Annotated in this window: 28 protein-coding genes and 1 tRNA gene; 11 read left to right on the top strand and 18 right to left on the bottom strand. The window is 64.6% G+C overall.

What is annotated here, in order from left to right; genetic code table 11:
- Window positions 1-108 precede the first annotated feature (108 nt).
- On the top strand, window positions 109-1161 hold the full coding sequence (gene pbpG, locus AC1D02_RS14995; RefSeq protein ID WP_477318193.1) for a D-alanyl-D-alanine endopeptidase: 1053 nt from the start codon (window positions 109-111) through the stop codon (window positions 1159-1161).
- A gap of 96 nt (window positions 1162-1257) precedes the next feature.
- Here the strand turns inward: pbpG and AC1D02_RS14990 are convergent, their stop codons facing one another.
- Window positions 1258-2037 (bottom strand): IclR family transcriptional regulator, encoded by a 780-nt coding sequence (locus tag AC1D02_RS14990; protein WP_477318191.1) that lies wholly within the window; start codon window positions 2035-2037, stop codon window positions 1258-1260.
- A gap of 126 nt (window positions 2038-2163) precedes the next feature.
- On the opposite strand from AC1D02_RS14990, the gene AC1D02_RS14985 reads away from it, so the two are divergent.
- The 8 genes from AC1D02_RS14985 to AC1D02_RS14950 all read left to right on the top strand — a co-directional run bounded on the left by AC1D02_RS14985 (window position 2164) and on the right by AC1D02_RS14950 (window position 8667).
- Window positions 2164-2550, top strand: a complete 387-nt coding sequence (locus AC1D02_RS14985; protein ID WP_477318189.1) for a diacylglycerol kinase — start codon at window positions 2164-2166, stop codon at window positions 2548-2550.
- A gap of 99 nt (window positions 2551-2649) precedes the next feature.
- A complete protein-coding gene (locus AC1D02_RS14980; protein ID WP_477318187.1) occupies window positions 2650-3210 on the top strand; it encodes an RBBP9/YdeN family alpha/beta hydrolase in 561 nt (186 codons plus the stop codon).
- Between the two features lie 23 nt (window positions 3211-3233).
- On the top strand, window positions 3234-3872 hold the full coding sequence (locus AC1D02_RS14975; RefSeq protein ID WP_477318185.1) for a peroxiredoxin: 639 nt from the start codon (window positions 3234-3236) through the stop codon (window positions 3870-3872).
- A gap of 133 nt (window positions 3873-4005) precedes the next feature.
- Window positions 4006-4779: a sulfite exporter TauE/SafE family protein gene (locus tag AC1D02_RS14970; protein WP_477318183.1), complete on the top strand. Its 774-nt coding sequence runs from the start codon at window positions 4006-4008 to the stop codon at window positions 4777-4779.
- A 111-nt stretch (window positions 4780-4890) separates the two neighbouring features.
- A complete protein-coding gene (gene cysT, locus AC1D02_RS14965) occupies window positions 4891-5745 on the top strand; it encodes a sulfate ABC transporter permease subunit CysT (RefSeq protein ID WP_477318181.1) in 855 nt (284 codons plus the stop codon).
- A complete protein-coding gene (cysW, locus tag AC1D02_RS14960; RefSeq protein ID WP_477318179.1) occupies window positions 5742-6662 on the top strand; it encodes a sulfate ABC transporter permease subunit CysW in 921 nt (306 codons plus the stop codon). The genes cysT and cysW overlap by 4 nt, the downstream gene beginning before the upstream one ends.
- Window positions 6659-7732 carry a sulfate/molybdate ABC transporter ATP-binding protein gene (locus AC1D02_RS14955; RefSeq protein WP_477318177.1) on the top strand — a complete coding sequence of 358 codons (1074 nt, stop codon included), beginning with the start codon at window positions 6659-6661 and terminating at the stop codon, window positions 7730-7732. Before cysW ends, AC1D02_RS14955 begins: the two co-directional genes overlap by 4 nt.
- Complete coding sequence (locus tag AC1D02_RS14950) at window positions 7729-8667, top strand: CysB family HTH-type transcriptional regulator (protein WP_477318175.1); 939 nt, start codon at window positions 7729-7731, stop codon at window positions 8665-8667. The genes AC1D02_RS14955 and AC1D02_RS14950 overlap by 4 nt, the downstream gene beginning before the upstream one ends.
- On the opposite strand, the gene AC1D02_RS14945 is transcribed toward AC1D02_RS14950, so the two are convergent.
- The 5 genes from AC1D02_RS14945 to AC1D02_RS14925 form a co-directional block, all read right to left on the bottom strand.
- Entirely contained in the window at window positions 8668-9714 is a 1047-nt protein-coding gene (locus AC1D02_RS14945) for an aldo/keto reductase (protein WP_477318420.1), read from the bottom strand. It lies immediately after the preceding gene.
- Window positions 9714-10754, bottom strand: a complete 1041-nt coding sequence (locus AC1D02_RS14940) for a quinone-dependent dihydroorotate dehydrogenase (protein ID WP_477318173.1) — start codon at window positions 10752-10754, stop codon at window positions 9714-9716. The genes AC1D02_RS14945 and AC1D02_RS14940 overlap by 1 nt, the downstream gene beginning before the upstream one ends.
- A 35-nt stretch (window positions 10755-10789) precedes the next feature.
- Entirely contained in the window at window positions 10790-11518 is a 729-nt protein-coding gene (locus AC1D02_RS14935) for an arginyltransferase (RefSeq protein WP_477318171.1), read from the bottom strand.
- 63 nt (window positions 11519-11581) lie between these two features.
- Window positions 11582-12310 (bottom strand): leucyl/phenylalanyl-tRNA--protein transferase, encoded by a 729-nt coding sequence (gene aat / locus AC1D02_RS14930; RefSeq protein WP_477318169.1) that lies wholly within the window; start codon window positions 12308-12310, stop codon window positions 11582-11584.
- A 3-nt stretch (window positions 12311-12313) separates the two neighbouring features.
- On the bottom strand, window positions 12314-12895 hold the full coding sequence (locus AC1D02_RS14925; RefSeq protein ID WP_477318167.1) for an NUDIX hydrolase: 582 nt from the start codon (window positions 12893-12895) through the stop codon (window positions 12314-12316).
- Between the two features lie 171 nt (window positions 12896-13066).
- Between AC1D02_RS14925 and AC1D02_RS14920 the strand changes: the two genes are divergently transcribed.
- Both AC1D02_RS14920 and AC1D02_RS14915 read left to right on the top strand, forming a co-directional pair.
- Window positions 13067-13143 (top strand) — tRNA-Met (locus AC1D02_RS14920).
- Between the two features lie 76 nt (window positions 13144-13219).
- Window positions 13220-13531, top strand: a complete 312-nt coding sequence (locus AC1D02_RS14915; RefSeq protein ID WP_477318165.1) for a hypothetical protein — start codon at window positions 13220-13222, stop codon at window positions 13529-13531.
- Window positions 13532-13828: 297 nt separating this feature from the next.
- On the opposite strand, the gene AC1D02_RS14910 is transcribed toward AC1D02_RS14915, so the two are convergent.
- From AC1D02_RS14910 to AC1D02_RS14855, 12 genes are all read right to left on the bottom strand, one after another.
- A complete protein-coding gene (locus AC1D02_RS14910) occupies window positions 13829-14704 on the bottom strand; it encodes a DNA-3-methyladenine glycosylase 2 (protein ID WP_477318163.1) in 876 nt (291 codons plus the stop codon).
- Complete coding sequence (locus tag AC1D02_RS14905; RefSeq protein ID WP_477318161.1) at window positions 14704-15594, bottom strand: DMT family transporter; 891 nt, start codon at window positions 15592-15594, stop codon at window positions 14704-14706. Before AC1D02_RS14905 ends, AC1D02_RS14910 begins: the two co-directional genes overlap by 1 nt.
- A gap of 80 nt (window positions 15595-15674) precedes the next feature.
- Complete coding sequence (locus AC1D02_RS14900) at window positions 15675-16685, bottom strand: XdhC family protein (protein WP_477318159.1); 1011 nt, start codon at window positions 16683-16685, stop codon at window positions 15675-15677.
- 99 nt (window positions 16686-16784) lie between these two features.
- Window positions 16785-17993 carry a M48 family metalloprotease gene (locus tag AC1D02_RS14895; protein ID WP_477318157.1) on the bottom strand — a complete coding sequence of 403 codons (1209 nt, stop codon included), beginning with the start codon at window positions 17991-17993 and terminating at the stop codon, window positions 16785-16787.
- A 16-nt stretch (window positions 17994-18009) separates the two neighbouring features.
- Window positions 18010-18468, bottom strand: coding sequence for a dUTP diphosphatase (dut, locus tag AC1D02_RS14890; RefSeq protein ID WP_477318155.1), 459 nt, complete (start codon window positions 18466-18468; stop codon window positions 18010-18012).
- A gap of 13 nt (window positions 18469-18481) precedes the next feature.
- Complete coding sequence (gene coaBC / locus AC1D02_RS14885; RefSeq protein ID WP_477318418.1) at window positions 18482-19702, bottom strand: bifunctional phosphopantothenoylcysteine decarboxylase/phosphopantothenate--cysteine ligase CoaBC; 1221 nt, start codon at window positions 19700-19702, stop codon at window positions 18482-18484.
- Between the two features lie 23 nt (window positions 19703-19725).
- Window positions 19726-20244, bottom strand: a complete 519-nt coding sequence (gene lspA / locus AC1D02_RS14880; protein ID WP_477318153.1) for a signal peptidase II — start codon at window positions 20242-20244, stop codon at window positions 19726-19728.
- A gap of 22 nt (window positions 20245-20266) precedes the next feature.
- Window positions 20267-23152: an isoleucine--tRNA ligase gene (gene ileS, locus AC1D02_RS14875; RefSeq protein WP_477318152.1), complete on the bottom strand. Its 2886-nt coding sequence runs from the start codon at window positions 23150-23152 to the stop codon at window positions 20267-20269.
- Between the two features lie 64 nt (window positions 23153-23216).
- On the bottom strand, window positions 23217-24188 hold the full coding sequence (locus tag AC1D02_RS14870; protein WP_477318150.1) for a bifunctional riboflavin kinase/FAD synthetase: 972 nt from the start codon (window positions 24186-24188) through the stop codon (window positions 23217-23219).
- Between the two features lie 152 nt (window positions 24189-24340).
- Window positions 24341-25561, bottom strand: a complete 1221-nt coding sequence (locus AC1D02_RS14865; protein ID WP_477318148.1) for a tetratricopeptide repeat protein — start codon at window positions 25559-25561, stop codon at window positions 24341-24343.
- Between the two features lie 69 nt (window positions 25562-25630).
- Window positions 25631-26065: an ExbD/TolR family protein gene (locus AC1D02_RS14860; RefSeq protein WP_305505602.1), complete on the bottom strand. Its 435-nt coding sequence runs from the start codon at window positions 26063-26065 to the stop codon at window positions 25631-25633.
- A gap of 69 nt (window positions 26066-26134) precedes the next feature.
- Window positions 26135-26563 (bottom strand): ExbD/TolR family protein, encoded by a 429-nt coding sequence (locus AC1D02_RS14855; protein ID WP_477318145.1) that lies wholly within the window; start codon window positions 26561-26563, stop codon window positions 26135-26137.
- Window position 26564 lies beyond the last annotated feature (1 nt).

Genomic DNA, 26564 nt, shown 5'->3' with positions numbered 1-26564 from the left:
GCGCTAGTGCATAAGTAATTGCTTTGAAGGTTAAATTTGCTTGCCATTGACGAGTGGTTTGCTACACTGCAACGAGACAATCTTCAGTTCGCTTCAAAGGATTTACAGATGTATAAGCTCGCGCTGGGCGCCATCGTTTCACTGCTGTTCATCCTGTCGCCGGTCGCCGAGGCCCAGGCGGCCGGACGCCCGCACGCATCGGCGAAGAAACACACCGTCAAGAAGGTCAAGCGCAGGGACGCCGGCGACGCCGTCGCGGCCGGCAAGCCGCGCATGGTGCGCCAGGTGTCGGTGGTGCGCGGCAAGCGCGTCGTCACTTTCCGGCCTGTGCGCAGCGCCAATTTCATCGTCGCGCCCGTCCCGCGCAGCGCCGGCGACGCGGCCGGCCTGAACCTCACGCGCGATCCGCTCGCGCTCGCTTCGAACGTCGCGCTGGTGCTCGACCAGACCAGCTCCGAAGTGCTGTTCGAAAAGAACGCCAACGTCGCCTTGCCGATCGCCTCGATCACCAAGCTGATGACCGGCCTGGTCGTTGTCCAGGCCCAGCAGGACATGAACGAAATGCTGACGGTGACCGAGGAAGACATCGATCACGAAAAGCACACCCATTCGCGCCTGTCGGTGGGATCGCGCATGACGCGCGGCGACCTGTTGCACATCGCCCTGATGAGCTCGGAGAACCGGGCCGCGTCCGCGCTGGGCCGCAACTATCCGGGCGGCATCACCGCTTTCGTCGCGGCCATGAACGCAAAGGCGAAAGAACTCGGCATGCACGACACGCGGTATGTCGATTCGAGCGGGCTGTCGAGCCGCAACGTCGCCAGCGCGCGCGACCTCGCGAAGCTGGCCATCGTCGCGCACCAGGAACCATTGCTTCGCGAATACTCGACCGACCCGAAGACCGAAGTCGACGCGGGCGGACGCATCATGCACTACTCCAACACCAACCGTCTCGTCGCCAATCCCGACTGGGATATCGGCTTGCAGAAAACCGGCTTCATCAATGAAGCTGGGCGTTGCCTGGTGATGCAGGCCATGATCCAGGGACGCGCGGTGATCATGGTGTTCCTCGATTCCAAGGGCAAGCTGTCACGCACCGCGGACGCGGGACGCATGCGCAAGTGGCTCGAAGCGCTCAAGCAGCCGCCAGGGATCGGCTGACTTTGTAGTCAGACCGGGTCGTTTCGAATAAGTTCAGACTAATTCGCGTGGCGCGTGCAAGACCGGGGCAGGGCCGATGGACCTGGCCCCATTTTTTTACGGCGCCGGCGAATAGCCCAGCGTCGCCGAGATGCTGTTGGCAGTCTGCACCAGGTCCTCGAGCCACTCTTCCTGCAAGCGGTCGGCCGGCGCCGAAATCGACAGGCCGGCGATCAGCTTGCCGCTGTCGTCATGGATGCCGGCGGCCATGCAGCGCACCCCCAGCTCCAGTTCCTCGTTGTCGCGCGCATAGCCGCGCGCACGCACCAGGCTCAGCTCGCGCTCGAGGCGCGCCAGGTCGGTGATCGAATTCTTGTTGTGCCCGGCCAGCCCGGTGCGGGTGGCGTAGGAGCGGATCGCCTTTGGATCGTCCACCGACAGGAACAGCTTGCCGGTCGAGGTCAGGTGCAGCGGACCGCGCCCGCCGATCGCGCGCACCACCTGCATCCCCGACCGCTCGGAGAAGGCGCGGTCGATGTAGACGATCTCGTCGCCCTGGCGCACCGACAGGTTGATGGTCTGCTGGGTTTTTTTGTGCAGTGCACGCATGAAATCGAGCGCGGCCTCGCGCACCGACAGCCGGCTCTTGACCACATTGCCCAATTCCAGCAGCCGCATGCCGAGCCGGTAGGTGCCGGGCTCGACCCGGTCGACGAAGCGCGTGATGACCATGTCGTTCAAAATCCGGTGCGCCGTTGAAGGGTGGAGGCCGGATACCTTCGACAATTCCTTCAGGCTGACCGGGTCGCTGTAGGTCGCCAGCGCGTCGAGCAGGGCGACCATGCGCTCAATCACTTGAATCGAGGTTTTGGCGGTTTCGATCGGTTCAATTTTCATGATGTGGTTGGTGCAGTGCGGTATCGGTTGCAGTCTTTATACCATAATGTGAAAATGCTTGGCAATCTTCCCATGCATTGTCGCGCCAGCGCATAATGGCGCATCGTCACTCATTCACTGCATCCCATGACCCGACCCGTCAGCGAGTTCAAAAGCAAAAATGGCATCAAGCGCATCTTCGCGGCATTCAGTTATTCGGTCGACGGTTTCAAGGCCGCCTGGCGCTACGAGGCGGCATTCCGGCAGGAACTGGTGATCGTGGTCATCGGCACCATCGTGGCGCTGAGCCTGCGCGTGTCGGCCTTCGAGAAGCTGATGCTGGTCGCGCTGATGATCTTCGTGCTCATCGTCGAGCTGATCAATTCGGCGATCGAGACCGTGGTCGACCGCATTTCGCTCGACCCCAATCCGCTGTCGAAGAACGCCAAGGACATGGGCAGCACGGCGGTGGCCTTGTCGATTCTCATTTCTGTGGCGGCGTGGGCGACCGTGCTGTTCAACCGCTTCTACTGACCGCATCTGCAGATTTATTCAACGCGCGCATAAGCTTGCGCCGAACGATTCCTTCCTTTTCGCCCGCGCCCGCCGTAAGCTCGGAGTCAAGGAGGCAACATGGCGCAGCAGCTTTATCCCGAATTTCACGTCATCGTCGTTCCCGGCCTGCACGATAGCGGACCGGGGCACTGGCAGACCCTGTGGCAGCAGCGTCATCCGGAATTCGACCGCGTTCGACAACACGACTGGAACACGCCGGACCTGCTCGCATGGGCGGCGCGGGTGGACCAGGCACGCGCGCGCGATCCGCGGCCCGCGCTGTTCATCGCGCACAGCTTCGGCTGCCTGGCGGCGATGTACAGCATCGCGCGCAATCCGGCCAGGGTCGCAGGCGCCTTGCTGGTCGCCCCGGCCGATCCGGACAAGTTCGGGGTGGCGGCGCTGTTGCCGCGGCAGCCGCCGGCGTGCGCCACGGTGCTCGTGAGCAGCCGCGACGATCCCTGGATGCGCGCCGAGCACGCCGCGCGCTGGGCCGCGCGCTGGGGCAGCCTGCTGATCGACGCCGGCGCGCGCGGCCACATCAACGCCGAATCGCTACTGGGACACTGGCAGTTTGGACAGGAGGCGTTGCATTTATTGTACGAACGGGCGCACAATCATTATCCGGCACTGGCCTGATTCACTCATCTCTGGAGACCACCATGACCTTACGCTTGGGCGACACCGCCCCCGATTTCGAGCAGGATTCTTCGACTGGCAAGATCAAATTCCACGAGTGGGCAGGGGACTCGTGGGTCGTGCTGTTTTCCCATCCGGCCGACTTCACGCCGGTCTGCACCACCGAGCTGGGGCTGACGGCCAAACTCAAGCCCGAGTTCGACAAGCGCAACGTCAAGGCGCTGGCGCTGTCGGTCGATCCGGTCGACTCGCACAAGCAGTGGATCGGTGACATCGAGGAGACCCAGAAGACCGTGGTGAACTTTCCCATCATCGCCGACGCGGACCGCAAGGTGGCCACGTTGTACGACATGATTCATCCCGAGGCCTCGGCCACGGCGACGGTGCGCTCGCTGTTCGTCATCGATCCGCAGAAGAAAGTGCGGCTGATGATCACCTATCCGATGAGCTGCGGTCGCAATTTCGAAGAGGTGCTGCGGGTGATCGACGCGCTGCAGGTCGCCGACAAGTACACGGTGGCCACGCCGGGCAACTGGAAGCAAGGCGACGACGTGATCATTCCGCTGACGGTGCAGGATCCGGAAGTGATCAAGCAAAAGTATCCGGGCGGCTACAAGGCTGAGCGGCCGTACCTGCGGCTGACGCCGCAGCCGGGCAAATAAACTTGACTAATCAAGTATCTGGGGCCGATCCGGCGGATCTGGCCCTAACCCCGCGCGCATAAGCAAATAAGATCTCGGTCGTTTGCCATATCGCTCAGTTAGCTTACTCTCGACGCTAACTTGAGGGATTTGTATGCTATTGACCTATGTACTCTCCGGCTTCGCGGTCGGCTTGCTGGTCGGCATGACGGGCGTGGGCGGAGGCTCGCTGATGACGCCGCTGCTGACCCTGCTGTTCGGCGTGCCGCCTTCGGTCGCGGTCGGCACCGACCTGGCGTTCGCCTCGATCACCAAGGGTTTCGGCACCTTCACCCACCGCCTGCGCGGGACCGTGCGCTGGGACATCGTGCGCCGGCTGTGCGCCGGCGCGCTGCCCGCGGCCGTGCTCGCCACGCTCGCGCTGAAGCAGTACGGCGCCCTCGACGCACACATCGGCCAGGTGATCCGCTATTCGATCGCCGGCTCGGTGCTGCTGACCGTGACCGCGCTGCTGTTCAAGGCCAACCTGCTGGCCTGGGTCAACGCCAAGCCCAGCCGCCAGCTGCACGGCCGCGCGCTGACCGCCGCGACCGTCGTCGCTGGCGCCGTGCTCGGCATCCTCGTCACCATTTCGTCGATCGGCGCCGGCGCCATCGGCGCGACCCTGCTGGTGATGCTGTATCCGCGCATGAGCTCGGCCGAAGTAGCCGGCACCGACATCGCCTACGCCGTGCCGCTGACCGCGATTGCCGCCTTCGGCCATTGGTGGCTCGGCTCGATCGACTGGACCCTGCTCGGCACGCTGCTGCTCGGCTCGGTGCCGGGCATCACGCTGGGCTCCTGGGCCGCGCGCGCCATCCCGGAGCGCTTCCTGCGCGGCGTGCTCGCCACCACCCTGACCGCGGTGGCCGCGAAGTTGATTTCCTGATCCGGCTTAATAGCTGTTTGATCTATGCAAATGAGAAATGCTTCGTTTGCGTTATGAGTTTCAGGTGCGATTATCGAGTTCTGATAGAAGAATCCGTAATAAGAGGACCGAATGCCCGCAGTCACCCTTCCCACGCCGCGCGCCGCACCGTTCCGGGTCATGCCCGGCTTCGGGCTTTCGCTCGGCTTCACCGTGTTCTACCTGTGCCTGATCGTTTTGATTCCGCTGTCGGCGGTGTTCGTCAAGACCTTCACCATGACCTGGGAAGCGTTCTGGCACGCCGTCACGTCCGAGCGCGTGGTCGCATCGTACAAGCTAAGTTTCGGCGCCTCGCTGATCGCCGCGGCGATTAACGTGGTGTTCGGCGGCGTCGTCGCCTGGGTGCTGGTGCGCTATAAATTCCCCGGCAAGCGCTTCGTCGACGCGCTGGTCGACCTGCCGTTCGCGCTGCCGACCGCGGTCGCCGGCATCACGCTGACCGCGCTGTATTCGCAGAACGGCTGGATCGGCCGCTACCTCGAGCCGCTCGGCCTGAAGATCGCGTTCACGCCGGTCGGCGTGGTCGTTGCGCTGACCTTCATCGGTCTGCCGTTCGTGGTGCGCACGGTGCAGCCGGTGCTGGAAGAAGCCGAGCGCGAACTAGAAGAAGCGGCCGCCAGCCTTGGCGCCAGCTCGCTGCAGATCTTCCTGCGCGTGGTCTTCCCCACCATCATGCCGGCGCTGCTGACCGGCTTCGCGCTGGCCTTCGCGCGCGCCACCGGCGAATACGGCTCGGTCATCTTCATCGCCGGGAACATGCCGATGGTGTCCGAGATCACGCCGCTGTTCATCATCACCAAGCTGGAACAGTACGACTACGCCGGCGCTACCGCGATCGCGGTCGTGATGCTGCTCGCGTCCTTCCTGATGCTGTTGGCGATTAACCTGCTACAGGCCTGGTCGCGCAACCGGGCGGGGAAAAAATGAGCGCCGTTCTCGATACCCCGATTCCGGCGGCGGCGCCGCGCCGCGGCGAACTGCCGGTCATGTCCAACGTGTTCGAGCCGCCGTGGGTGCGCATCGCGCTCATCACCGTGGCGCTGGGCTTCCTGACCTTGTTCCTGTTCGTGCCGCTGGTCGCGGTGTTCGCCGAGGCCTTCAAGAAGGGCTGGCAGGCCTACCTGGCCGCGATCACCGATCCGGACGCGGTTTCCGCCATCAAGCTCACCTTGATCGCCGCCATCGTGTCGGTGCCGTTGAACCTCGTGTTCGGCGTCGCCGCCTCGTGGGCCATCGCCAAGTTCGAATTCCGCGGCAAGAGCATCCTGCTCACGCTGATCGACCTGCCGTTCTCCGTGTCGCCGGTGATCTCGGGCCTGATCTACGTGCTGCTGTTCGGCGCGCAGGGCTGGTTCGGGCCGTGGCTGCAGGCGCACGACATCAAGATCTTGTTCGCGGTGCCGGGCATCGTGCTGGCGACGGTGTTCATCACTTTCCCCTTCGTCGCGCGCGAGCTGATTCCGCTGATGCAGTCGCAGGGCACCGAGGAAGAAGAGGCCGCTCTGGTGCTGGGCGCCTCGGGCTGGAACACCTTCCGCCGCGTGACGCTGCCGAACATCAAATGGGGCCTGCTGTATGGCGTGATCCTGTGTAACGCCCGCGCGATGGGCGAGTTCGGCGCGGTGTCGGTGGTGTCGGGCCACATCCGCGGCGAGACCAACACCATGCCGCTGCAGGTCGAGATCCTCTACAACGAATACAACTTCGCGGCCGCCTTCGCGATCGCCTCGCTGCTTGCCTTGCTGGCGCTGGTGACCCTGGCGCTCAAGTCCTTCATCGAATGGCGGCTGCATCAACAACAATCCGTCGAAGCCGACGCGCGCATTTTGGAGCTTACAGCATGACCATCGAAGTCCAGCATATCCGCAAGCAGTTCGGCCAGTTCACCGCGCTCGACGACGTCTCGCTGCAATTCCCGGCCGGCGAGCTGACCGCGCTGCTGGGACCTTCCGGCTGCGGCAAGACCACGCTGCTGCGCATCATCGCCGGCCTCGAACATCCCGATTCCGGCAAGGTGCTGCTGGACGGCCAGGATGCGTCTGCGCGCCACGTGCGCGAGCGCCAGGTCGGCTTCGTGTTCCAGCACTACGCGCTGTTCAAGCACATGACCGTGTTCGAGAACGTCGCCTTCGGCCTGCGCGTGCGGCCGCGCAAGGAGCGTCCGAGCGAGGAGGCGATCCGCGACAAGGTGCGCAGCCTGCTCGAACTGGTGCAGCTCGACTGGCTGGCCGATCGCTATCCGCCGCAGCTGTCGGGCGGCCAGCGGCAGCGCATCGCACTGGCGCGCGCGCTCGCGGTCGAGCCGCGCGTGCTGCTGCTCGACGAGCCGTTCGGCGCGCTCGACGCCAAGGTGCGCAAGGAACTGCGGCGCTGGCTGCGGCGCCTGCACGACGACCTGCACGTGACCAGCATCTTCGTCACCCACGACCAGGAAGAGGCGCTGGAAGTGGCCGACCAGGTGGTCCTCATGAACAAGGGACACGTCGAGCAGCTTGGCACGCCCGATTCGGTGTACAACCACCCGGCTTCGCCGTTCGTCTACGGCTTCCTCGGCAACGTCAACCTGTTCCACGGCCGCGTGCACGAAGGCGTGCTGGCCAGCGGCGACGCCAACTTCCACGTGCCCGACCACGCCGCAGTCCAGAACAGCAACGGCATCGCCTACGTGCGGCCGCACGACCTCGAAGTGGATCGGTATGTGCCGGGCGCCGAAGGCATCGTGGTCAAGCTGCGCCGCTCACACGCGATCGGGCCGCTGGCCCAGCTCGACCTCGAGCGATCCGACAATGCGGAGCTGATCGACGCGGTGATTCCGAACGATCGCTTCCGCGAGCTGGAGCTGAAGGACGGCGAGACGCTGGTGGTGCGGCCGCGCCGCATGCAGGTGTTCGTCGACCAGGGAGCGGCGATATGAATTTTCAGCAGCTGCGTTCGATCCGGGAAGCGGCGCGCCGGAACTACAACCTCACCGAGGTGGCGAACGCGCTGTTCACGTCGCAGCCGGGCGTGAGCCGGCAGATCCGCGAGCTGGAAGATGAACTGGGCGTGGTGATCTTCGAGCGCAACGGCAAGCGCCTAACCGGCCTCACCGACCCGGGCAAGGGCATCCTGAAGATAGTCGACCGGCTGCTGGTGGAAGCGGAGAACCTGCAGCAGGCAAGCGCCGAATACTCCGGGCAGAAAAGCGGCACGCTGACGATCGCGGCGACCCACACGCAGGCGCGTTATGCGCTGCCGAAGGTGGTGCAGTCGTTTCGCGCGGACTTCCCCGAAGTGCGCATCGCGCTCCAGCAAAGCGCGCCCGACCACATCGCCGAGTGGATCTTGTCGGGCAAGGCCGATTTCGGCATCGCGACCGAAGGCCTGTCGCAGTTTCCCGACCTGGTGTCGTTCCCGTGCTATCGCTGGAGCCACCTGATCGTTGTGCCGGATGGGCATCCGCTGCTGGCGCATTCGCCGATCAGGCTCGAGGACCTTGGGCGCTACCCGCTGATTACGTACGACGTGGGATTTACCGGCCGCGGACATATCGACGCGGCGTTCGTCGATGCGGGCGTCAAGCCCGACATCGTGCTGACGGCAATGGACTCGGACGTCATCAAGCAGTACGTGTCGCTGGGTCTGGGCGTGGGGCTGGTGGCGTCGATGGCGTTCGATCATGGCCGCGACAAGGGGCTGCGCGCGATCGGGGCGTCGCACCTGTTTGCGCCGAACGTGACGCGGCTGGCGGTGCGGCGCGGCGCATATCTGCGGTCGTTCGCTTATCACTTCATCGAGCAGTTTGCGCCGGAGTTGACGCGGGCGGAGATCGATCGCGCGATGAATGCCGCGATCGACACCACCAGCTGATTACTGGCCGGGATTCGGCAGGCGCGCGTGGATGGCGTCGATTGCGGCGACCAAATGGTCCGGCAGCACGGTGTTCGCAGCGTCGATGTTTTCCTTCAGTTGCGCCAGGGTGGTCGCGCCGATGATCGTGGAAGCCACGAACCAGCGCGAATAGCACCACGCCAGCGCCATCTGCGCCGGGGTCATCCCGTTCTCGCGCGCCAGCTGCGCGTAGTCCTTCACCGCCGCCAGCACCGTCGGCCGCAAATAGCGCGGGCTCCAGGTCGGCGGGAAAATCGTCAGCCGGCCGTGCGCCTTCGGGTTGTCGATGTACTTGCCGCTCAACTGGCCGAACGCCAGCGGGCTGTACGCCAGCAGCCCCACATTCTCGCGGTAGCAGGTCTCATCCAGCAGGCTGGTTTCGAAGCCGCGCGCGGTCAGGTTGTACAGGTTCTGGATCGTCGCGATGCGCGGCAGGCCCTTCGCTTCGGCCTGGCGCGTGAATTCGCACACGCCCCACGAGCTTTCGTTGGACACGCCGATGTGGCCGATCTTGCCGGCGTCGACCAGCTTGCCCAGCGCCGCCAGCGTGTCTTCGATGGCCACGCTGCTGCGTTCGTTTTTTGGATCGAACTGGCTCGCGCCGAAGATCGGCAGGTTGCGGCTCGGCCAGTGCAGCTGGTACAGGTCGATGTGGTCGGTCTGAAGGCGCCGCAGGCTGGTCTCGACGGCGGCCTGCAGGCTGGCCGCATCGAGGTTCTGCTTGCCGCCGCGGACCCAGTGCAGCGCCGGATTCGGGCCGGCCGCCTTGGTCGCCAGAACGACGTCGTTGCGCTTGCCGGTTTTCTTGAGCCACGAGCCGATGAAGCGCTCGGTCGATCCCTGCGTCTCGGCGCGCGGCATCACCGGGTACATTTCGGCCGTGTCGATGAAGTTGATGCCGCGCTCCAGCGCGTAATCGAGCTGGCTGTGGGCGTCGGCTTCGGTGTTCTGTTCGCCGAAGGTCATCGTGCCCAGGCAGACGTTGGATACGCGCAGATCGCTGGTTCCGAGCAGTGTGGTCTTCATCATGCGCCTTTCAGCGCGCGCGCGCAGTCGCGTACCAGCGCGGGGCCGGCGTAAATCAGGCCGCTGTACAGCTGCACCAGCGAGGCGCCGGCGTCGAACTTGGCCTTGGCGTCGGCGCCGCGCATGATGCCGCCCACGCCGATGATCGGCAACTCGTCGCCGAGTTCGGATTTGAGCTTGCGGATCACGATGTTCGACAGTTCGAACACCGGCGCGCCCGACAGGCCGCCCGCTTCGGCGCCATGTTCCATGCCTTCGACCGCAGTGCGCGACAGCGTGGTGTTGGTGGCGATGACGCCGTCGATCTTGTGGCGCAGCAGGGCGCCGGCGATGTTCCGGGCCTGCTCGGTGTCGATGTCAGGCGCGATCTTCAGTGTGATCGGCACGTAGCGCTTGTACTGGTCGGCCAGGCGCGACTGCGCCGCCTTCAGCTGCGACAACAGCGCGTCGAGTTCGGAGGCGCCCTGCAGCTGGCGCAGGTTCTTGGTGTTCGGCGACGAGATGTTGACCGTCACGTAGCTCGCGTACGGGTACACCTTTTCGAGGCAGTGCAGGTAATCCTCGGCGGCGCGCTCGATCGGGGTGTCGGCGTTCTTGCCGATGTTCAGGCCCAGCACGCCTTCCTTATTCTGGTAGAACTTCGACGCCTGCACGTTGGCGACGAAGGCGTCGACGCCCCCGTTGTTGAAGCCCATGCGGTTGATGATGGCCTTCGCCTGCGGCAGGCGGAACATGCGCGGCTTCGGATTGCCGGCCTGCGGGCGCGGCGTCACGGTGCCCACCTCGATCGAGCCGAAGCCCAGCGCGGCGAGACCGTCGATGTAGGCGCCGTCCTTGTCCAGCCCCGCGGCCAGGCCGACCGGGTTGGGGAAGCTGATGCCCATGACGGTGCGCGGATCGGCTTCCGGACTGGGGAAGGCGCGCGTGAGGCCGAACGCGGCGGCGCGGTTCAGCGCGGGCAGGGTCAGGTTGTGGGCCGCTTCGGGATCGAGCGAAAAAAGAAGGGGGCGCGTAAGGGCGTACAGCAGTTTATCGGACATGGCGGGCAGGGGTTGGTGCAGACCGCTCATTTTACCTACTTGTCGAGCAGCCCCCAAGCGCCATTGATGCGCGCCTCGAGCGGCCGGAAGTTAACCTTGTAGGCCATCTTCGGACTTTGCTCGATCCAGTAGCCCAGATACACGTAGGGCAGGCCCAGTTCGTCGGCCTGGGCGATCTGCCACATCACGTTGTAGGTGCCGAACGAGGCGCCCGGCACGTCCGGGTCGAAGAAGGTGTAGACCGACGACAGGCCGTCCGACAGCACGTCGATGATCGACACCATGCGCAGGGTGCCGTCCGGCTCGCGGAATTCCACGAGGCGGGTATTGACGCGGCTTTGCAGCAGGAACTGGGCGTACTGGTCGCGGCTGTCCTGGTCCATGCCGCCGCCGACGTGGCGCGTGCTTTGGTAGCGCAGGTAGAGCGCGTAGTGCTCGTCCGAGAAGCCGAGGTTGGCGACGATCGCAGCGAGCGAGGCGTGGCGCTTGGCGGCGCGGCGCTGGCCGCGGCTGGGCGTGAATTCGGCGGCGCGCACCCGCACCGGGATACAGGCGTGGCAGCCGTCGCAATACGGGCGGTAGGTGAAGATGCCGCTGCGGCGAAAGCCGCTCTTGACCAGTTCGGAGTAGACGTCGGCGTTGATCAGGTGCGAAGGCGTGGCCACCTGGGAGCGCGCCTGGCGAGCGTCGAGGTAGCTGCACGGGTAGGGCGCCGTAGTGTAGAACTGCAGCGTCGAGAAGGGCAGGTCGTTCAGGTGCGTCATGCGGAGCTCGCGGAGTGACGGTTGCGCTACGATTGACTCTATTCTATCGAAAGTTTGGACTTGTCACCGCACCGATTCCAACGGTGGCACGGGGCGCCAGCCGGTGATTTCGGGCTCGTGGATAGCGCGCCGCACGTGGTCCAGGAAAGCGGCGCGCGGAATCGGCGCCGCGCCCAGCGACGCCAGGTGCCCGGTCTCCTGCTGGCAGTCGATCATCGCCACGCCGTGGCTGCGCAAAAAGGCGACCAGGTAAGCGAGCGCGACCTTGGAGCCGTCGGTGACGCGGGCGAACATCGATTCGCCGTAGAACATGTGGCCGATGCAGACGCCGTAGGCGCCGCCGACCAGTTCGCCGTCGAGCCACAGTTCGGACGAGTGCGCGTGGCCCATCGCATGCAGGCCGGTGTAGCCGGCGATGATGTCCTTCGAGATCCAGGTGCCGGGCCCGTCGCGGCGCGGTGCGGCGCAGGCGCGCATCACCTCCTCGAAGGCGCTGTCGAAGCGCACCTGCCAGCGGCCGCCCGGTTCCATGCTGCGCTCGACCTTGCGCAAGGTCTTGCGCAGGCTGTCGCTGACGCGAAAGGCGTCGGTGCGCAGCACCATGCGCGGGTCGGTGCTCCACCACAGGATGGGCTGGCCTTCGGAGAACCACGGAAAGATGCCGTGCTGGTAGGCTTGCAGCAGGCGCTGCGGCGACAAGTCGGCGCCCGCGGCCAGCAGGCCGGGCGCGTCGATCGTCAGCGCGTGCGAGACGTCGGGAAACGGGGTGTTCGATTCGAGCCAGGGAATCATGGCTCAGTCGGGCGCGCCTGACGAGCGCATCGGGCGCACGATGTCGTGGCTGTGGAAACCGTAGCTGCCGCCTTCGCGCACCTTGCGGCGGTCGGCGAAGAACAGCTCGAGCGTCGTGCGGATGGTGGGGAAGGCGAGGTCGTCCCACGGGATGTCGCGCTCGCTGAACAGCTGCACTTCGAGGCTTTCGATGCCGGGCGCAAAGTTCAGGTCGCGCAGGCGCGCCAGGTAAAACAGATGCACCTGATGAACGTGGGCAACGTTGAGCAGGGTGTACAGCGGGCCCAGCTCGACGTTGGCGCCGGCTTCCTCTTCGGTTTCGCGGATGGCGGCTTCGGCGGTCGTCTCGTTGTTTTCCATGAAGCCGGCCGGCAGGGTCCAGTAGCCGTAGCGCGGCTCGATCGCGCGCTTGCACAGCAGCACCTTGATGTCGCCGTCCTGTTCCCACACCGGCAGCGAACCGATCACCAGCTTGGGATTTTCATAGTGGATTGCGTCGCACTGGCCGCAGACGTAGCGAGGCCGGTTGTCGCCCTCGGGGATCGCCAGTGCCACCGGATGGGCGCATTCGGAACAAAATTTCATAGGTAGCCGGAAGAATGGTATTTCGCTTACTTTACACCGAATGAGGGGCACGCGCCGCAGTGGGCGGGCGGTAAAAAGGCTGCCGCGCCGTACATTGGATGCTGCAATCGCACATCCACTGTGGATTAATATTGCCTAAATCGGCCGAAGCCCCTATAATGATTGCACAGACGCGGGGTGGAGCAGTCTGGCAGCTCGTCGGGCTCATAACCCGAAGGTCACAGGTTCAAATCCTGTCCCCGCAACCAGAATTCAGCAAACAAGCCGTCGGTTCGAAAGAACTGGCGGCTTTTTTGTTCTTGGTTCTCGGTTTGACATGCGCCCATGGTTGCGGGTGCCCAAATCGGCTGGGGCGAACGGACGTATAATGTTCGTTCACCCGCTGCCCATGTCCCCAACGATATGAAAAAGCAAAACCGTGCCGTAGAGTCTTCCACTGCGACACAAAATTCCTCAGACGCTGCGCCAACCATTTTGAATGGCGAGCCTATCCCTCCTTTGCAACTTCCAGAGGGCTTCGACTTCACATACCACCTTAAAGTTGTGGCCGCCGGCAAGGTTAAGCCTACAACTCATGAAGAATTCCAGCAATTGATCGCCGAACTGAAGTCGTCGAAAAAAATTGGTTCGGTTTGATACCAAGTCGGACGCGCGATTTCGCTCGAGCCTGGACGATTTTGGGAGCGATGCAGCTATCGATGTCTTGAGCTGTCTCGACGAAATCGCACAACTCGGCCTTGGTTGGGATGAATTCAAGCGAACCTATGGTTGGATGCCGGTAAAAGTGGTAGGTGAGCAAGACCTATCCTGGCGCATTGGAATTGCATCGCTTTTATATCGCGTCTCGCTCTGGAAGTCGATTTCAAGTCGTTGGCTACACGTATGAAAACGTCGTAGTCGTTTGCGCGATCGCGTTGCGAAATTAAGCTGTTTTCATTGGTCTTGCAGGCTGGCCCAAAGATGGGCAGCCGCCATCGTGCGATGCGGCTTGTAGCGCTCGAGCAGGGCTTCGGTGCGCGGCATGTCGGGCTTGGCGGCTTCGCCCAGCAGGTGCTGCAAGGCGGCGCGGATTGCAACGTCGCCATGAAGTGAGCAGTCGGCGTAGCCGTATCCCCGTAGCAGCGCGTAGTTGACCGTCCATGGGCCGATGCCCTTCACTGCCAGCAGAGCCGCACTCGCATGTTCGATGTCGTCGGCGCGGTCGAGCCGCAGCTCGCCGGCCGCCACCAGTTTCGCGAGGCGCAGCAAGGTTTCGGCCTTCGCGCCGGAGAATTTTCGCGAGGTGAGATCGGCCAGTGCCAGCGCCGCCACCTGTTTCGCTTCGGGATAACACCACACTCCGCTGCTGTGCTGCACGCCCGCCTGCAGGATGAAGGTGCGGCGCAGCGCGATGGCGAAGGTCAGGTTGATCTGTTGGCCGATAATCGCCCAAGTCAGCGCTTCGAAGATCGTGGCCGACTGCACGATGCGCAAATGCGGGCGGCGGCGCGCTACGTCGCCCATCAGGTCGTCATCGCTGGCCAGCTTGAGAAAAGGCGCCGGATCGATGCGCAGCCCAAGAATGTTCAGCAGCGCTTCCTGCACCATCTGCTCGGCCTTTGGCGTCAGCGCGCCATCGGCATGGACGTCGCACAGCGCCTCGAACGGCGTCAGCGCCACGTCGAACAGCACCGGCACGCCGTCGAGCAGCACGCCCTTGAGGATCCGATCTTCGGTGACCTGCTCGGCCACGCCCTCCGCATCGCGGCTGTGAAAGGCGAGGACGTCGGCGCTCTGGTAGCCGGCGGGGAGCGCGATCGTTACCTGCATCACTGCGCGGATGCCGCGGCCCGTGCGCCGAAGCGCGGCACGAAGCCGGTCACCAGCGCGGTGCCGGTGATAACGATGGCGGCGCCGGCGGCGGTGTACCAGCCGACCGTCTCGCCGAGGAACAGCACGCCCCACAGGATGCCGAACAGCGGATTGAGGAAGGTGACCGTCAGGGCCGAGGTCGGGCCGACTTCTTCGATCAGCTTGAAGTAGATGATGTAGGCGATCCCGCTGCACATCACGCCGAGCGCCAGCGCCGCGCCCATGATGCCGAGCGTCGGTTCGGCCGGCGCGGGAAAGAAGGGCAGGGCGGGAATCACCAGCAAGGTCGCGGCCCACATGCTGCCGTGCGCGTTGGCGAACGGCTCGATCGAGCGGGCCTGGCGCGCGTACGCGCTGGCGACGCTGTAGCTGAAGGCGCCGCCCAGCGCAGCGACGACGGCCAGCGCGGCGCCTGGCTTCTTGGTCGCATGGTCGAAGCCGACCAGCAGGGCGACGCCGAGCGTCCCAAGCACGAGGCCGAACGCGGTGCGCGCGGTGATCTTCTGGCTTGCCCACACGGCGCCGATCAGCGCGCCCCACATCGGCGCTGTCGCGTTCAGCACCGACAGCACCGAGGCCGTCAGCGTGCTCGCGGCGTATGCGAACAGCAGGAACGGCAGCGCGGAATTGAAAAAGCCCAGCATCAGGTAGTGCTTCCAGTTGGCGCGCAGGTCGAGGCGCTTCTTCAGGAAGAAGCCGACGATCGCGAGAAACACCGCGGCGAAGGCGACGCGGTATTCGATCAGCACCGCGGGGCCGAGCACCGGCGCGCTGATGCGCATGAAGAGGAAGGAACTGCCCCAGATCGCCGCGAGCAGGACTAGACGAAGGAGGTTTGCTGTGTTCATTTGACGATCCGATGAGATAAAACGATAGGGTAGGCTGCGTCCCGTTGCGAACGAAACCTGATTCTTGCGATTGAATCCGGCTAGTCGCGCATGCAGGCGTTGGTGCCGGGCGGGGTGAGGGCGGCGGCGTGGCTCAGCTGCTGCGCGGCGGGCACGCCGTTCTTCACGGCGGTCATCTCGGCCAGGATCGAGATGGCGATTTCGGCCGGCGTCTTGCTGCCGATGTAGAGTCCCACCGGCCCGTGCAGGCGCGCCAGCTGTTCGTCGCTGAGGTCGAATTGCTTGAGCCGCTCGCGCCGTTTGGCATTGTTCAGGCGCGAGCCGATCGCGCCCACATAGAAGGCATCGGACTTGAGCGCCTCCATTAGCGCCAGGTCGTCCAGTTTCGGGTCGTGGGTCAGGGCCAGCACGGCGCTGCGGCTGTCGAGGCGCGCTTCCAGCACGAGGTCGTCGGGCATCATGTGCACAGGCGTCACGCCCGGGACAGTCCATCCGCTGCGATACTCTTCGCGCGGGTCGCACACGGTCACGTGATAATCCATCGCCATGGCGACCTGGGCGACGAAGCGCGACAACTGGCCGGCGCCGATGATGAACAGGCGCCAGCGCGGGCCGTGGATGGTGCACAGCATGTCGCCTTCGACATGCTGGACGGCGCCCGCCCGCGCGCTTGTCATGCTCACCGCGCCGGTGCGCAGGTCGAGCCGGCGCGCCACCTGCTCGTGCCGGTCGAGGCGCGCGAGCAGCTCGGCGATGGCGCTGTTTGGGGAAAGTGGCTCGATCGCCAGTTCGATGGTGCCGCCGCACGGCAGCCCGAAGCGGTGCGCTTCGTCGGCGCTGATGCCGTAGCTGACGATGTCGGGGACAGTGCGTTCGATGCCGTGCAGGCGAACCTGCTCGATCATGTCGTCTTCGATGCAGCCGCCGGAGACCGAGCCGACGACCTGGCCGTCCTCGCGGATCGCCAGCATGGCGCCGATCGGACGCGGGCTCGAGCCCCAGGTCTTGACGACCGTGACCAGCTGGCAGCGTTGGCCCGCGGCGACCCAGCCCGCGCAGGTCTTCAGAACTTCAAGGTCGATGCTGTCCATGGGATCGAATATACTGGCGCCTTCAACTACGGCGCGGTAAATTAAACATGACCCATGATACAAAAAAAGACGACGGCTCGCCGAAGTTCGGCCGTTTGCTTATTGTGCTGGTGGCGGTGGTGGCGTTTTGCGGGTTGCTGACTTACGTGATGGGGACGTTTTTTCCGAACTTCCCGAACTTTTAGCGGTCGGCGCAGCAGCGGCAGCCGGCGCCGCGGCCACGGCGGCATCGGGCACCAGCGCCTTGCGGTCCTTCTTCTTTGCTTCGACTTCCGCCACGGCCTTGTCGATCGCGGCCGCGCGCGCCGAAGTGGCGGGGTGGTTGGCCACATAGCCGTTCAGCACCGACGCCGGATAGGTTGAGGCGAGACGCTTCCAGAACGGGGCCGCGCCATCGAGGTTGTAGCCGGCGCGCGCCAGCAGGTACACGGCCAGGCGGTCGGCCGCGGCGTCGACTTCGGCCGGCATCGCCTTGACGCCGCCGCTGCCGATCAGCATCGACTGGTCGGGGTTAACGGTGACGAGATTGTCGATGATGCCGCCCACGGTGCCGGCATAGCGCTGCGAGGTATGGTGGCCGAGCATGTTGTGCGCCATGCCTTTGGCGAGCAGGTAAGCCAGTTCGTCATCGCTGCGGGTGAAGTTGATCATGCCGCGGGTGACCATCACGCGCGAGCCATCGGCGTAGGAATTAATGTTGTCCGAGTTGCCCAGCTCGATGCCGAAACCGCAGGCGCGCGTGACCGGGATGGTGAGCTGCTTGTTGTTGCCATCGCGTTCGACGCCCATCGGCAGCGACGGGTGGGCCGCCAGCAGCGGCCCGAACACGGCGCCGGCCATGGTCGATGCATTCGGTCCGCTTGGTAAGGGCTTGCCGCCCGCGGTGACGAGGCGGTCGCCGCGGCGCAAGCCGGCCTGCGAGGCGCCGCTGCCGGCCAATACGCCGGTCACTTGCAGCCGTTCGCCCATGCCGAAGGCGACGTGCGCCGCTTCGTTGTAGTCGCCGGGATAGGAGTAGCGGTTCTTGGCGGTGAAACCGAGCAGGTTGCGCGCCTGGGACTTGCACAGCTCCGCGTTGTTGATCAGGAGCGGCGCTGCGACGCGGTACAGGCGGTCCTGCAGCGCCGCCATCCTGGTGAGCTGTTCGGCTTCGGCCGCCATGCGCGGCGTCAGCACCGGTGCTTCTGGTTCGGCCGCGCGCGACGGCGCGGAGGGGACGGGGCCTTGCTGGAGTGGGGTGCGGGTGGCACAGCCAGACATCAACAACGCCAGCGTCAGGGCCGGCCACAGAGCATCGATGCGCTTCATTTGAGTTCCTCGTTTATTATTGTTTGCCGGTGCTGCCGAAGCCGCCAGCACCGCGTTCGCTTTCCTTGTCCGAGTCGAATTCGTCGACGACGATAAAGCCCACCTGCACGACCGGCACGACGATCAACTGCGCCAGCCGCTCCATCGGGTTCAGCGTGAATGCCTGCTGCCCGCGGTTCCAGGTCGAGACCATTAACTGGCCTTGGTAATCGGAGTCGATCAAGCCTACCAGATTACCCAATACGATGCCGTTCTTGTGACCCATGCCGCTGCGCGGCAGGATCATCGCGCAGTAGCCGGGGTTGGCCACGTGGATGGCGATCCCGGTCGGGATCAGCACCGTGGCGCCGGGTTCGATGGTGATCGCCTCGTCGATGCAGGCGCGCAGGTCGAGGCCCGCGCTGCCTTGCGTGGCGTAGGCCGGCAGCATGTCCTTCATGCGCTGGTCGAGGATTTTTACGTCGATGGTTTTCATTGGTCCTTGTGAATCAGGTGAGCAGCGAACGCTGCTCGATGCGCTTGGCGATTTCGGAGATCAGCTGGCGCGCCAGCGTGAGCTTGTCGGCGCGCGGCAGCACGGTGTGGCCGTCCTCGTCGAATAAAATCACGGTGTTCTCATCCTGCCCGAAAGTTTGTGGGCCGATATTGCCCACCAACAGAGGAATGCCCTTTTTCTCGCGCTTGATGGCGCCGAATTCGACCAGGTTCTCCGATTCGGCGGCAAAGCCGACACAGTAGGGCCAGCCGGACACCGAGGTGGTGGCGGCGACCGAGGCGAGGATGTCGGCGTTCTGGGCGAATTCGAGCTGCGGCGGCGTGCCGCCATCCTGCTTTTTCATCTTTTGCTCGCTGGCGTTGGTGACGCGCCAGTCGGCCACTGCGGCGACGCCGATGAAGACGTGCTGGCCGCCGATCGCCGCCATCACCGCGTCATGCATCTGCTGGGCGCTCTGGACGTTCTCGCGGCGCACGCCGTGCGGGGTCGGCAGTGTGGTCGGGCCTGACACCAGGACCACGTCGGCGCCGGCTTCGCGCGCCGCGCGCGCCACCGCATAGCCCATCTTGCCCGACGAAAGGTTGGTGATGCCGCGCACCGGGTCGATCGCTTCAAAGGTCGGGCCGGCGGTGATCAGGACGCGCTTGCCCGCCAAAACCTTGGGCTGGAACGAGGCCACCAGTTCTTCCAGCAGTTCGTCCGGCTCGAGCATGCGCCCGAAGCCGGTCTCGCCGCAGGCCTGGTCGCCGGCGGCCGGGCCGAACACGCACAGGCCGTCGGCGCGCAGTTGCGCCACGTTGCGTTTGGTGGCCGGGTTGTCCCACATTTCGACGTTCATGGCCGGGGCGATGTGCAGCGGCACATGGCGCGGACGGGCCACGCACAGCGTCGAGAGCAGGTCGTCGCAGGCGCCGTGCGCCAGCTTGCGGATGAAGTCGGCGGAGCAGGGCGCGACCAGGATCGCATCGGCGCCTCGGGTCAGGTCGATGTGCGCCATGTTGTTGGCGATGCGCGGATCCCACTGGTCGGTGTGGACCGGATTGCCCGACAGCGCCTGCATGGTGACCGTGCCGATGAAGTGCGTCGCCGCCTCGGTCATCACGACCTGCACAGAGGCGCCTTCCTTGACCAGCGAGCGGCACAGGTCGGCCGCCTTGTAGCATGCGACCCCGCCGGACAGGCCGAGGACGATTTTCTTGCCCTTCAAATCCATCGTCATGCTGGAGCTCCTGGTAATCAGTTCTTGTTCACGCGGCGCAGTTCGTCGTAGATGAACAGGATGGCGCCGAGGGTGATGGCGCTGTCGGCGATGTTAAAGGCCGGGAAGTGGCCCACGCCGGCCAGGTGGAAGTCGAGGAAGTCGATCACGTGGCCGTACAGCAGGCGGTCGATGACGTTGCCGATGGCGCCGCCCATGATGAGCGCCAGCGCCCAGCAGAACATGCGCTGGCCCGCGTGCTTGCGCAGCAGGTAGACGATGAACCCGACCGCGGCCACGCCGATCGCGGTGAAGAAGTAGCGCTGCCAGCCGCCCTGGTTGGACAGGAAGCTGAAGGCGGCGCCGCGGTTATATGCCAGCACCAGGTTGAAGAACGAGGTGATGACCTTTTCTTCGCCCAGGGTGAACAGCTTGGTGATGGAGATCTTCGACAGCTGGTCGCACAGGATGACGATGGCCGCGATGCCCAGCCATGGCGCCATGCTGCCGCGGTTTTTCGAGGAGGTGGAGAACGTCGTTGTTTTTTTGGTTGCCATGGATGGTCAGGTCAGGTTGATATCAGGCGAAGACGCGTTTTTCGCCGGCGCCGAACAGGTTGCTCACGCAGCGGCTGCACAGTCCCGCGTGCTCGGCGTGGGTGCCGACGTCGGCGCGGTAGTGCCAGCAGCGCTCGCACTTCGGGGCGGTCGACGCGGCCACTTCGATCGCCTCGGCGGCTTCGTCGGCGACCTGCTCCACCTTGGCCTGCGAGGTGATGAAGACGAAGCGCAGGTCGTCGTCCAGGCTGGCGAGCAGCTTGTACTTCTCCGGCGCGGCCTTGACCGTCAGTTCGGCCTGCAGCGACGAGCCGATGGCGCCGGAACCGCGCAGCTCTTCGAGCTCCTTGGTGACGTCGGCGCGCACCGCGCGCAGCGCTGTGTACTTGTCGAGCAGGGCGGCGGCGCCCGGCACTTCCGGCAGGGTCCAGTAGGTCTGGGTGAAGATGGTTTCGTCGCTGGCGGCATACGCCTCGGCGCCGGCGAACACCGCCCACGCTTCCTCGGCGGTGAACGACAGGGTCGGCGCCATCACGCGCAGCAGGCTTTGCGCGATGTGCCACAGCGCGGTCTGGGCCGAGCGGCGCGCGTGCGAATCGACCGCGGTGGTGTACAGGCGGTCTTTCAGGATGTCGAGGTAGAAGCCGCCCAGGTCTTCCGAGCAGTAGTTCTGCAGACGTGCGATCACCGGATGAAATTCGTAGCGCTCATAGTGCGCCAGGATGTCGGCCTGCAGCGCGGCCATGCCGGCGATGGCGTACTGGTCGATCTCGAGCAGTTCGGCGACCGGCACGGCGTTCGCCTTCGGATCGAAGTCGGAAGTGTTCGCCAGCAGGAAGCGCAGGGTGTTGCGGATGCGGCGGTACGATTCGGTCACGCGCTTGAGGATCTCGTCCGAGATCGACAGCTCGCCGGTGTAGTCGGTGGAGGCGACCCACAGGCGCAGGATGTCGGCGCCGAGCGTATCGGAGATCTTCTGCGGCGCCAGCGTGTTACCGAGCGACTTGGACATCTTCTTGCCTTCGGCGTCGACGGTGAAGCCGTGCGTCAGCAGCGCCTTGTAGGGCGGGCGGCCGTTCAGCATCGAGGAGGTCAGCAGCGACGAGTGGAACCAGCCGCGGTGCTGGTCCGAGCCTTCGAGGTACAGGTCGGCCGGGAACGCCGATTGCTCCTTGTGCGAGCCGCGCAGCACGGTCTGGTGGGTCGCGCCGGAGTCGAACCAGACGTCCAGCGTGTCCTTGTTCTTGACGTACATGTCGGCGTCGTCGCCGAGCAGGTCCTTCGGCTCCAGCGTCTGCCAGGCGTCGATGCCGTGCTGCTCGAACAGCTTCGCGACCTTCTCGACCAGTTCCGGCGTGTTCGGGTGCAGCTGGCCGGTTTCCTTGTGCAGGAAGAAGGCCATCGGCACGCCCCACTGGCGCTGGCGCGACAGGGTCCAGTCCGGACGGTTGGCGATCATGCCGTGCAGGCGCGCCTGGCCCCAGTCCGGAAAGAACTTGGTCTCTTCGATGCCTTTGAGCGCGGTCTCGCGCAGGGTCGGGCCGCCGTCCGCAGGCAGGGTGTCCATGCCGGCGAACCACTGCGATGTGGCGCGGTAGACGATCGGGGTCTTGTGGCGCCAGCAGTGCATGTAGCTGTGGTCGAACATCTTCAGCTCGAACAGGGCGCCGGCGGCGGTCAGCGCGGCGCAGATCGGCTTGGACGCTTCCCAGATGGTCAGGCCGCCGAACAGCGGCAGGGTCGATGCGAAGCGGCCGTCGCCCATCACCGGGGTCAGGATCTCGTCGTCCTTCATGCCGTGCGCCTTGCAGGAGATGAAGTCGTCCAGGCCGTAGGCCGGCGCCGAGTGCACCACGCCGGTGCCGCTTTCGGTGGTGACGTAATCGGCCAGGTACATCGGCGAAATGCGGTCATAGAACGCGTCGGCCTGGTACAGCGGATGGTGGAAGCCGATGCCCTCCAACGCGGCGCCGAGGCAGGTGGCGACCACTTTGCCTTCCAGCTTGTAGCGCTGCAGGCAGGCCTCGACCAGGTCGGCGGCCAGGATCAGAAGCAGCGGTTTGCCGTCGCGCGCAGTCTCGACCAGCGCATAGGTGATTTCCGGATTGACGTTGAGCGCCTGGTTCGACGGGATGGTCCACGGGGTGGTGGTCCAGATCACGATGAAGCCGTCGCCGGCCGGCAGCGCCGGCAGGCCGAATGCGGCCGCGAGCTTTTCAGGCTGGGCGAACGGGAAGCCGACGTCGATCGCCGGGTCGCGCTTGTCCTGGTATTCGACTTCCGCTTCCGCCAACGCGGAGCCGCAATCGAAGCACCAGTTGACCGGCTTCAGGCCGCGGTAGACGTAGCCCTTTTCCAGCAGGGTGCCGAGCGCGCGCAGTTCGTCGGCCTCGTTCCCGTAGGCCATCGTCAGGTAAGGGTTGTCCCACTCGCCCAGCACGCCCAGGCGGATGAAGCCGGCGCGCTGGCGGTCGACCTGCTCGAGCGCATAGGCGCGCGCCTTGGTCAGCACCTCGGCGGTCGGCAGGTTCTTGCCGAACTGTTTTTCGATCTGGATCTCGATCGGCATGCCGTGGCAATCCCAGCCCGGCACGTAAGGCGCGTCGAAGCCGGCCAGGGTGCGCGACTTGACGACCATGTCCTTGAGGATCTTGTTGACCGCGTGGCCCAGGTGGATGTCGCCGTTGGCGTACGGCGGGCCGTCGTGCAGGATGAATTTCGGACGGCCGGCAGCGGCCTTGCGCACGCGTTCGTAGATCTTCTTGTCCTGCCACTGCTTGACCCAGCCCGGCTCGCGCTTGGCGAGGTCGCCGCGCATCGGGAACGGGGTGTCGGTCATGTTGACCGGGTATTTGGACTCCGGCTTCTTGCCTGCCTTCGGGTTTGCTGGTTTGCTGGTATCGGACATATTCTTCTTCAAAAGGTGATGTTCTGCGGGGCGATGGCCGGGCAGGCCGGTGGCGCGGTCCGCGTCAAATTCGGTCGGTGGCGGTGAGGGCGCCGGCGCGGCTGGAAAAATAGCCGCGGGCGTGGCGCGCATCGTTGTCGATGGCGGCGGTCAGGGTCGCCAGGTCGTCGTACTTTTCCTCGTCGCGGATCTTTTCGAGGAACTCGACCCGCACCAGCTTGCCGTAGCAGGACTGGGCGAAGTCGAACAGGTGCACTTCGAGCAGCACGCGGCCGGAGTCGTCGACGGTCGGGCGCACGCCGATGCTGGCCACCGCCGGCAGCGCATGATCGGCCAGGCCGTGCACGCGCACGACGAAGATCCCGGACAGGGCGGGGCGGTGGGCGACGCGCAGGTTCAGGGTCGGGAAGCCGAGGGTGCGGCCCAGTTTCTGGCCGTGGATCACGTGGCCGGAAATCGCGTAGCTGTGTCCCAGCAGGTGGCGCGCCTGTTCGAAGTCGCCGGCGGCCAGCGCGGTGCGCACGGCCGACGAGGAGATTCGCTCGGCGCCGTGCATCACGGTGGGCAGCGTCTCGACGTGGAAGCCGTGGCGCTCGCCCGCCTGCTTGAGCATGGCGACCGTGCCGGCGCGCTTGGCGCCGTAGCAGAAGTCGTCGCCCACCATCAGCCATTTGACGTGCAGGCCCTCGACCAGCACGCGGCTGGTGAATTCTTCCGGCGCCATCGACGCGAAGTGGGCGTTGAAGTGCTCGACGATGACGCGGTCGATGCCGGCGCTGGCGAGCGATTCGAGCTTGTCGCGCAAGTTGGCGATGCGCTGCGGGGCGCGTGCCAGGTCGCCGGCGCGCGCGGCGAAGAATTCGCGCGGATGCGGCTCGAACGTCATCACCGCCGCTTCCAGGCCCAGCTGCGAAGCGGCCGCGCGCACGCGCGCCAGCAATGCCTGGTGGCCGCGGTGGACACCGTCAAAGTTGCCGATCGTGAGCGCGCAGGGCGCGCGCGCCCTGTCGTTGGGAAGTCCCCGGAATACCTTCATAGCTGTGCGGTGGGTAAAACTGTGTGCGAAATACAGGATTATACGGTCAAGTTGCCGCTTTCACACCCGGACCATGCCGGGCGGCGGCGCCATAAGAAAAAAGCGCCGCCCGCGGGAGCAGGCAGCGCTTTTCGAGAGGAGGCTCGGGCCGATCAGTTCATCGGGTGATTGATGGCCATGATCCAGTAGCGCGCCAGGTCGGCCGTGCCGTCCTTGCCGCCGACCGATTTCAGGGTCGAAATCGCCTTGTCCTTCTTGCCCGCCGCCGCATAGGCTTCGCCCAGGTGCAGCTTGGCGTCTTCCGGATTGCGCAGGCCGCCGGCCTTGATCGCGTCGTTCATCATCGCCAGGCCCTTGTCGGCCTGGCCGGCTTGCACCATGCCGTAGCCCATGGCCAGCAGGCCGTCGTTGTCCTTGGCCTTGACCAGGGCTGCCTCTTCGGTCGCCTGGGTCTTGGTGTTGTCGGCCAGGGTCTTCTCGGCCAGGTCCTTCAGGCGCTGGTGGCGCGGCGCTTCGGCGCCGACACCCAGCACGCCGGCCTTGTAGCCCTTGTCGATGACTTTGATCGCTTCAGCCGGCGCCCTGGCCTGCAGAACCAGCTGGGCCATTTCGACGAACTCGCTCGGCTTCTTCAGCAGGCCGTTGGCCAGCTTCAGGCGGTAGACGTCGACCGTCAGGCGGTTCGAGTAGCCTGGCTTGGTGACCACACGGTTCAGCAGGTCGGTCCAGTACGACACTTTCGGATAGGACGCCGCCAGCTTTTCGATGGTGTTGACGTAGCCTTCCTTGTCGCCCTTCTTGAGCTGGATGTTGGCCATCAGGCCGAGCTGGTCTTCGTTCAGCGTGCCCATCTGCTTCAGTTCCGATTCCGCCGCCGAGTAGTTGCCCTGGCTGTAGTAGTTCTGCACCAGGTAGGCGCGCAGTTTCGGATCGTTGTGGTCTTTCAGCAGGCGGTTGATGACGGCGTTGGCCTTGCCGAAATCGCGCGCGCGCATGTGGATGCCGACCAGGCCTTCGGTGAATTTCTCGCGCTCGCCGGCGGACAACTTGCCGGAGTTGATCAGCGCCTCGAACGCCTTCGCCGCAGTGTCGTTGTCGCCCGCGGCCGATGCGGCGGCGGCGCGCACGCGCTCGATGGTGTAGCTTTCGTTCGCGGTCTTGTTGCTGGCGCGATCCGCTTCGTTGACCTTGGCCAGCGCTTCCTTGTTCTTGCCCTGCTTCATCAGCGCTTGCGCCTGCTGCAGCGGGTTGCCGATTTCCGGACGCATCGTCTCAGCCGCGAACGCGGTGGACAGGCCGAGAACCGGGGTTGCTGCCGTGAAGCCGAGAGCGGCCATGACGAAGCCGAGGTGTGCGAGACGGAATTTTGACATTATTGGAATTCTTTCTTCAAAATGAGAAACGGCAGGGGATGCCTGCCGTGTTCGTCTTACGAATTGCGATTACTGGAACTGCTCGTTGCCGACCATGCCGATCTTGGTCACGCCAAGACGCTGGGCCGACGCCATCACGCCAGCAACATACTTGTACGACACCAGCTTGTTCGGACGCAGGTGCACTTCCGGCTGATCGGCCTGGGCTGCCACATTGGCCAGCTTGGCTTCCAGCGCTGCACGGTCCGGCACCTGGACGTTGTCCCACAAAATGGTACCGTCGAAGTCGACGTCGATGGTGACGACGACCGGCTCGGTGGTCGGTGGCGGTGGATTGCCAACCGGCATGTTCAGATTGACCGAATGGTTTTGCTTCGGAATCGTGATAATCAACATGATAATCAAGACCAACATCACGTCGATCAAGGGTGTCATGTTCATTTCCATCATTGGTTCCGGATCAGCGTTTTTGCTGCCGGAGCCTGAACCGACGTTCATACTCATGGTGTTTCCTTTTCAAATGTCGGGATCCCCGCGCCGGCCCGTGCTGCTGGGCCGGCGGCGGGGAGGGGATTAGCCCTTGTCAGGCGGTTCGGTAATGAAACCGACCTTCTGAACCCCAGCACGCTGTGCCGTGTAAATCACCTTGCCGATGTACTCGTACTTGGTTTCTTGATCGCCACGTACATGCACTTCTGGCTGCGGCAGCTTCACCGACTCTTTTTTCAGGAACTCGAACAGTTCGTCCGTGTTCGCAAGCTTCTTCTGGTTCCAGTACATATCGCCGTCTTTGTTGACCACGATATTGACGTCTTCCGGCTTGGTCTTGGCAGCCTGGTTGATTTCGGTTGGCAGGTTAATCTTCTGCAACTTCAACACGACCGGGCTGGTAATCAGGAAGATGATCAGCAGAACCAACATGATGTCGACAAGCGGCGTCGTGTTGATCTCTGACATGACTGCATCTTCTTCTCCGCTATCGGAGCCGACGCTCATCGACATG

The sequence above is a fragment of the Massilia sp. P1_C10 genome, assembly GCF_056406475.1.
This window is presented reverse-complemented; position numbering and strand designations above follow the sequence as displayed.

Excerpts from the sequence above, each read along its gene's own strand:
- pbpG (WP_477318193.1), top strand. The coding sequence starts at position 109 with ATGTATAAGCTCGCGCTGGGCGCCATCGTTTCACTGCTGTTCATCCTG.
- AC1D02_RS14990 (WP_477318191.1), bottom strand. The coding sequence starts at position 2,037 with ATGAAAATTGAACCGATCGAAACCGCCAAAACCTCGATTCAAGTGATT.
- AC1D02_RS14985 (WP_477318189.1), top strand. The coding sequence starts at position 2,164 with ATGACCCGACCCGTCAGCGAGTTCAAAAGCAAAAATGGCATCAAGCGC.
- AC1D02_RS14980 (WP_477318187.1), top strand. The coding sequence starts at position 2,650 with ATGGCGCAGCAGCTTTATCCCGAATTTCACGTCATCGTCGTTCCCGGC.
- AC1D02_RS14975 (WP_477318185.1), top strand. The coding sequence starts at position 3,234 with ATGACCTTACGCTTGGGCGACACCGCCCCCGATTTCGAGCAGGATTCT.
- AC1D02_RS14970 (WP_477318183.1), top strand. The coding sequence starts at position 4,006 with ATGCTATTGACCTATGTACTCTCCGGCTTCGCGGTCGGCTTGCTGGTC.
- cysT (WP_477318181.1), top strand. The coding sequence starts at position 4,891 with ATGCCCGCAGTCACCCTTCCCACGCCGCGCGCCGCACCGTTCCGGGTC.
- cysW (WP_477318179.1), top strand. The coding sequence starts at position 5,742 with ATGAGCGCCGTTCTCGATACCCCGATTCCGGCGGCGGCGCCGCGCCGC.
- AC1D02_RS14955 (WP_477318177.1), top strand. The coding sequence starts at position 6,659 with ATGACCATCGAAGTCCAGCATATCCGCAAGCAGTTCGGCCAGTTCACC.
- AC1D02_RS14950 (WP_477318175.1), top strand. The coding sequence starts at position 7,729 with ATGAATTTTCAGCAGCTGCGTTCGATCCGGGAAGCGGCGCGCCGGAAC.
- AC1D02_RS14945 (WP_477318420.1), bottom strand. The coding sequence starts at position 9,714 with ATGAAGACCACACTGCTCGGAACCAGCGATCTGCGCGTATCCAACGTC.
- AC1D02_RS14940 (WP_477318173.1), bottom strand. The coding sequence starts at position 10,754 with ATGTCCGATAAACTGCTGTACGCCCTTACGCGCCCCCTTCTTTTTTCG.
- AC1D02_RS14935 (WP_477318171.1), bottom strand. The coding sequence starts at position 11,518 with ATGACGCACCTGAACGACCTGCCCTTCTCGACGCTGCAGTTCTACACT.
- aat (WP_477318169.1), bottom strand. The coding sequence starts at position 12,310 with ATGATTCCCTGGCTCGAATCGAACACCCCGTTTCCCGACGTCTCGCAC.
- AC1D02_RS14925 (WP_477318167.1), bottom strand. The coding sequence starts at position 12,895 with ATGAAATTTTGTTCCGAATGCGCCCATCCGGTGGCACTGGCGATCCCC.
- AC1D02_RS14915 (WP_477318165.1), top strand. The coding sequence starts at position 13,220 with ATGGTTGCGGGTGCCCAAATCGGCTGGGGCGAACGGACGTATAATGTT.
- AC1D02_RS14910 (WP_477318163.1), bottom strand. The coding sequence starts at position 14,704 with ATGCAGGTAACGATCGCGCTCCCCGCCGGCTACCAGAGCGCCGACGTC.
- AC1D02_RS14905 (WP_477318161.1), bottom strand. The coding sequence starts at position 15,594 with ATGAACACAGCAAACCTCCTTCGTCTAGTCCTGCTCGCGGCGATCTGG.
- AC1D02_RS14900 (WP_477318159.1), bottom strand. The coding sequence starts at position 16,685 with ATGGACAGCATCGACCTTGAAGTTCTGAAGACCTGCGCGGGCTGGGTC.
- AC1D02_RS14895 (WP_477318157.1), bottom strand. The coding sequence starts at position 17,993 with ATGAAGCGCATCGATGCTCTGTGGCCGGCCCTGACGCTGGCGTTGTTG.
- dut (WP_477318155.1), bottom strand. The coding sequence starts at position 18,468 with ATGAAAACCATCGACGTAAAAATCCTCGACCAGCGCATGAAGGACATG.
- coaBC (WP_477318418.1), bottom strand. The coding sequence starts at position 19,702 with ATGGATTTGAAGGGCAAGAAAATCGTCCTCGGCCTGTCCGGCGGGGTC.
- lspA (WP_477318153.1), bottom strand. The coding sequence starts at position 20,244 with ATGGCAACCAAAAAAACAACGACGTTCTCCACCTCCTCGAAAAACCGC.
- ileS (WP_477318152.1), bottom strand. The coding sequence starts at position 23,152 with ATGTCCGATACCAGCAAACCAGCAAACCCGAAGGCAGGCAAGAAGCCG.
- AC1D02_RS14870 (WP_477318150.1), bottom strand. The coding sequence starts at position 24,188 with ATGAAGGTATTCCGGGGACTTCCCAACGACAGGGCGCGCGCGCCCTGC.
- AC1D02_RS14865 (WP_477318148.1), bottom strand. The coding sequence starts at position 25,561 with ATGTCAAAATTCCGTCTCGCACACCTCGGCTTCGTCATGGCCGCTCTC.
- AC1D02_RS14860 (WP_305505602.1), bottom strand. The coding sequence starts at position 26,065 with ATGAGTATGAACGTCGGTTCAGGCTCCGGCAGCAAAAACGCTGATCCG.
- AC1D02_RS14855 (WP_477318145.1), bottom strand. The coding sequence starts at position 26,563 with ATGTCGATGAGCGTCGGCTCCGATAGCGGAGAAGAAGATGCAGTCATG.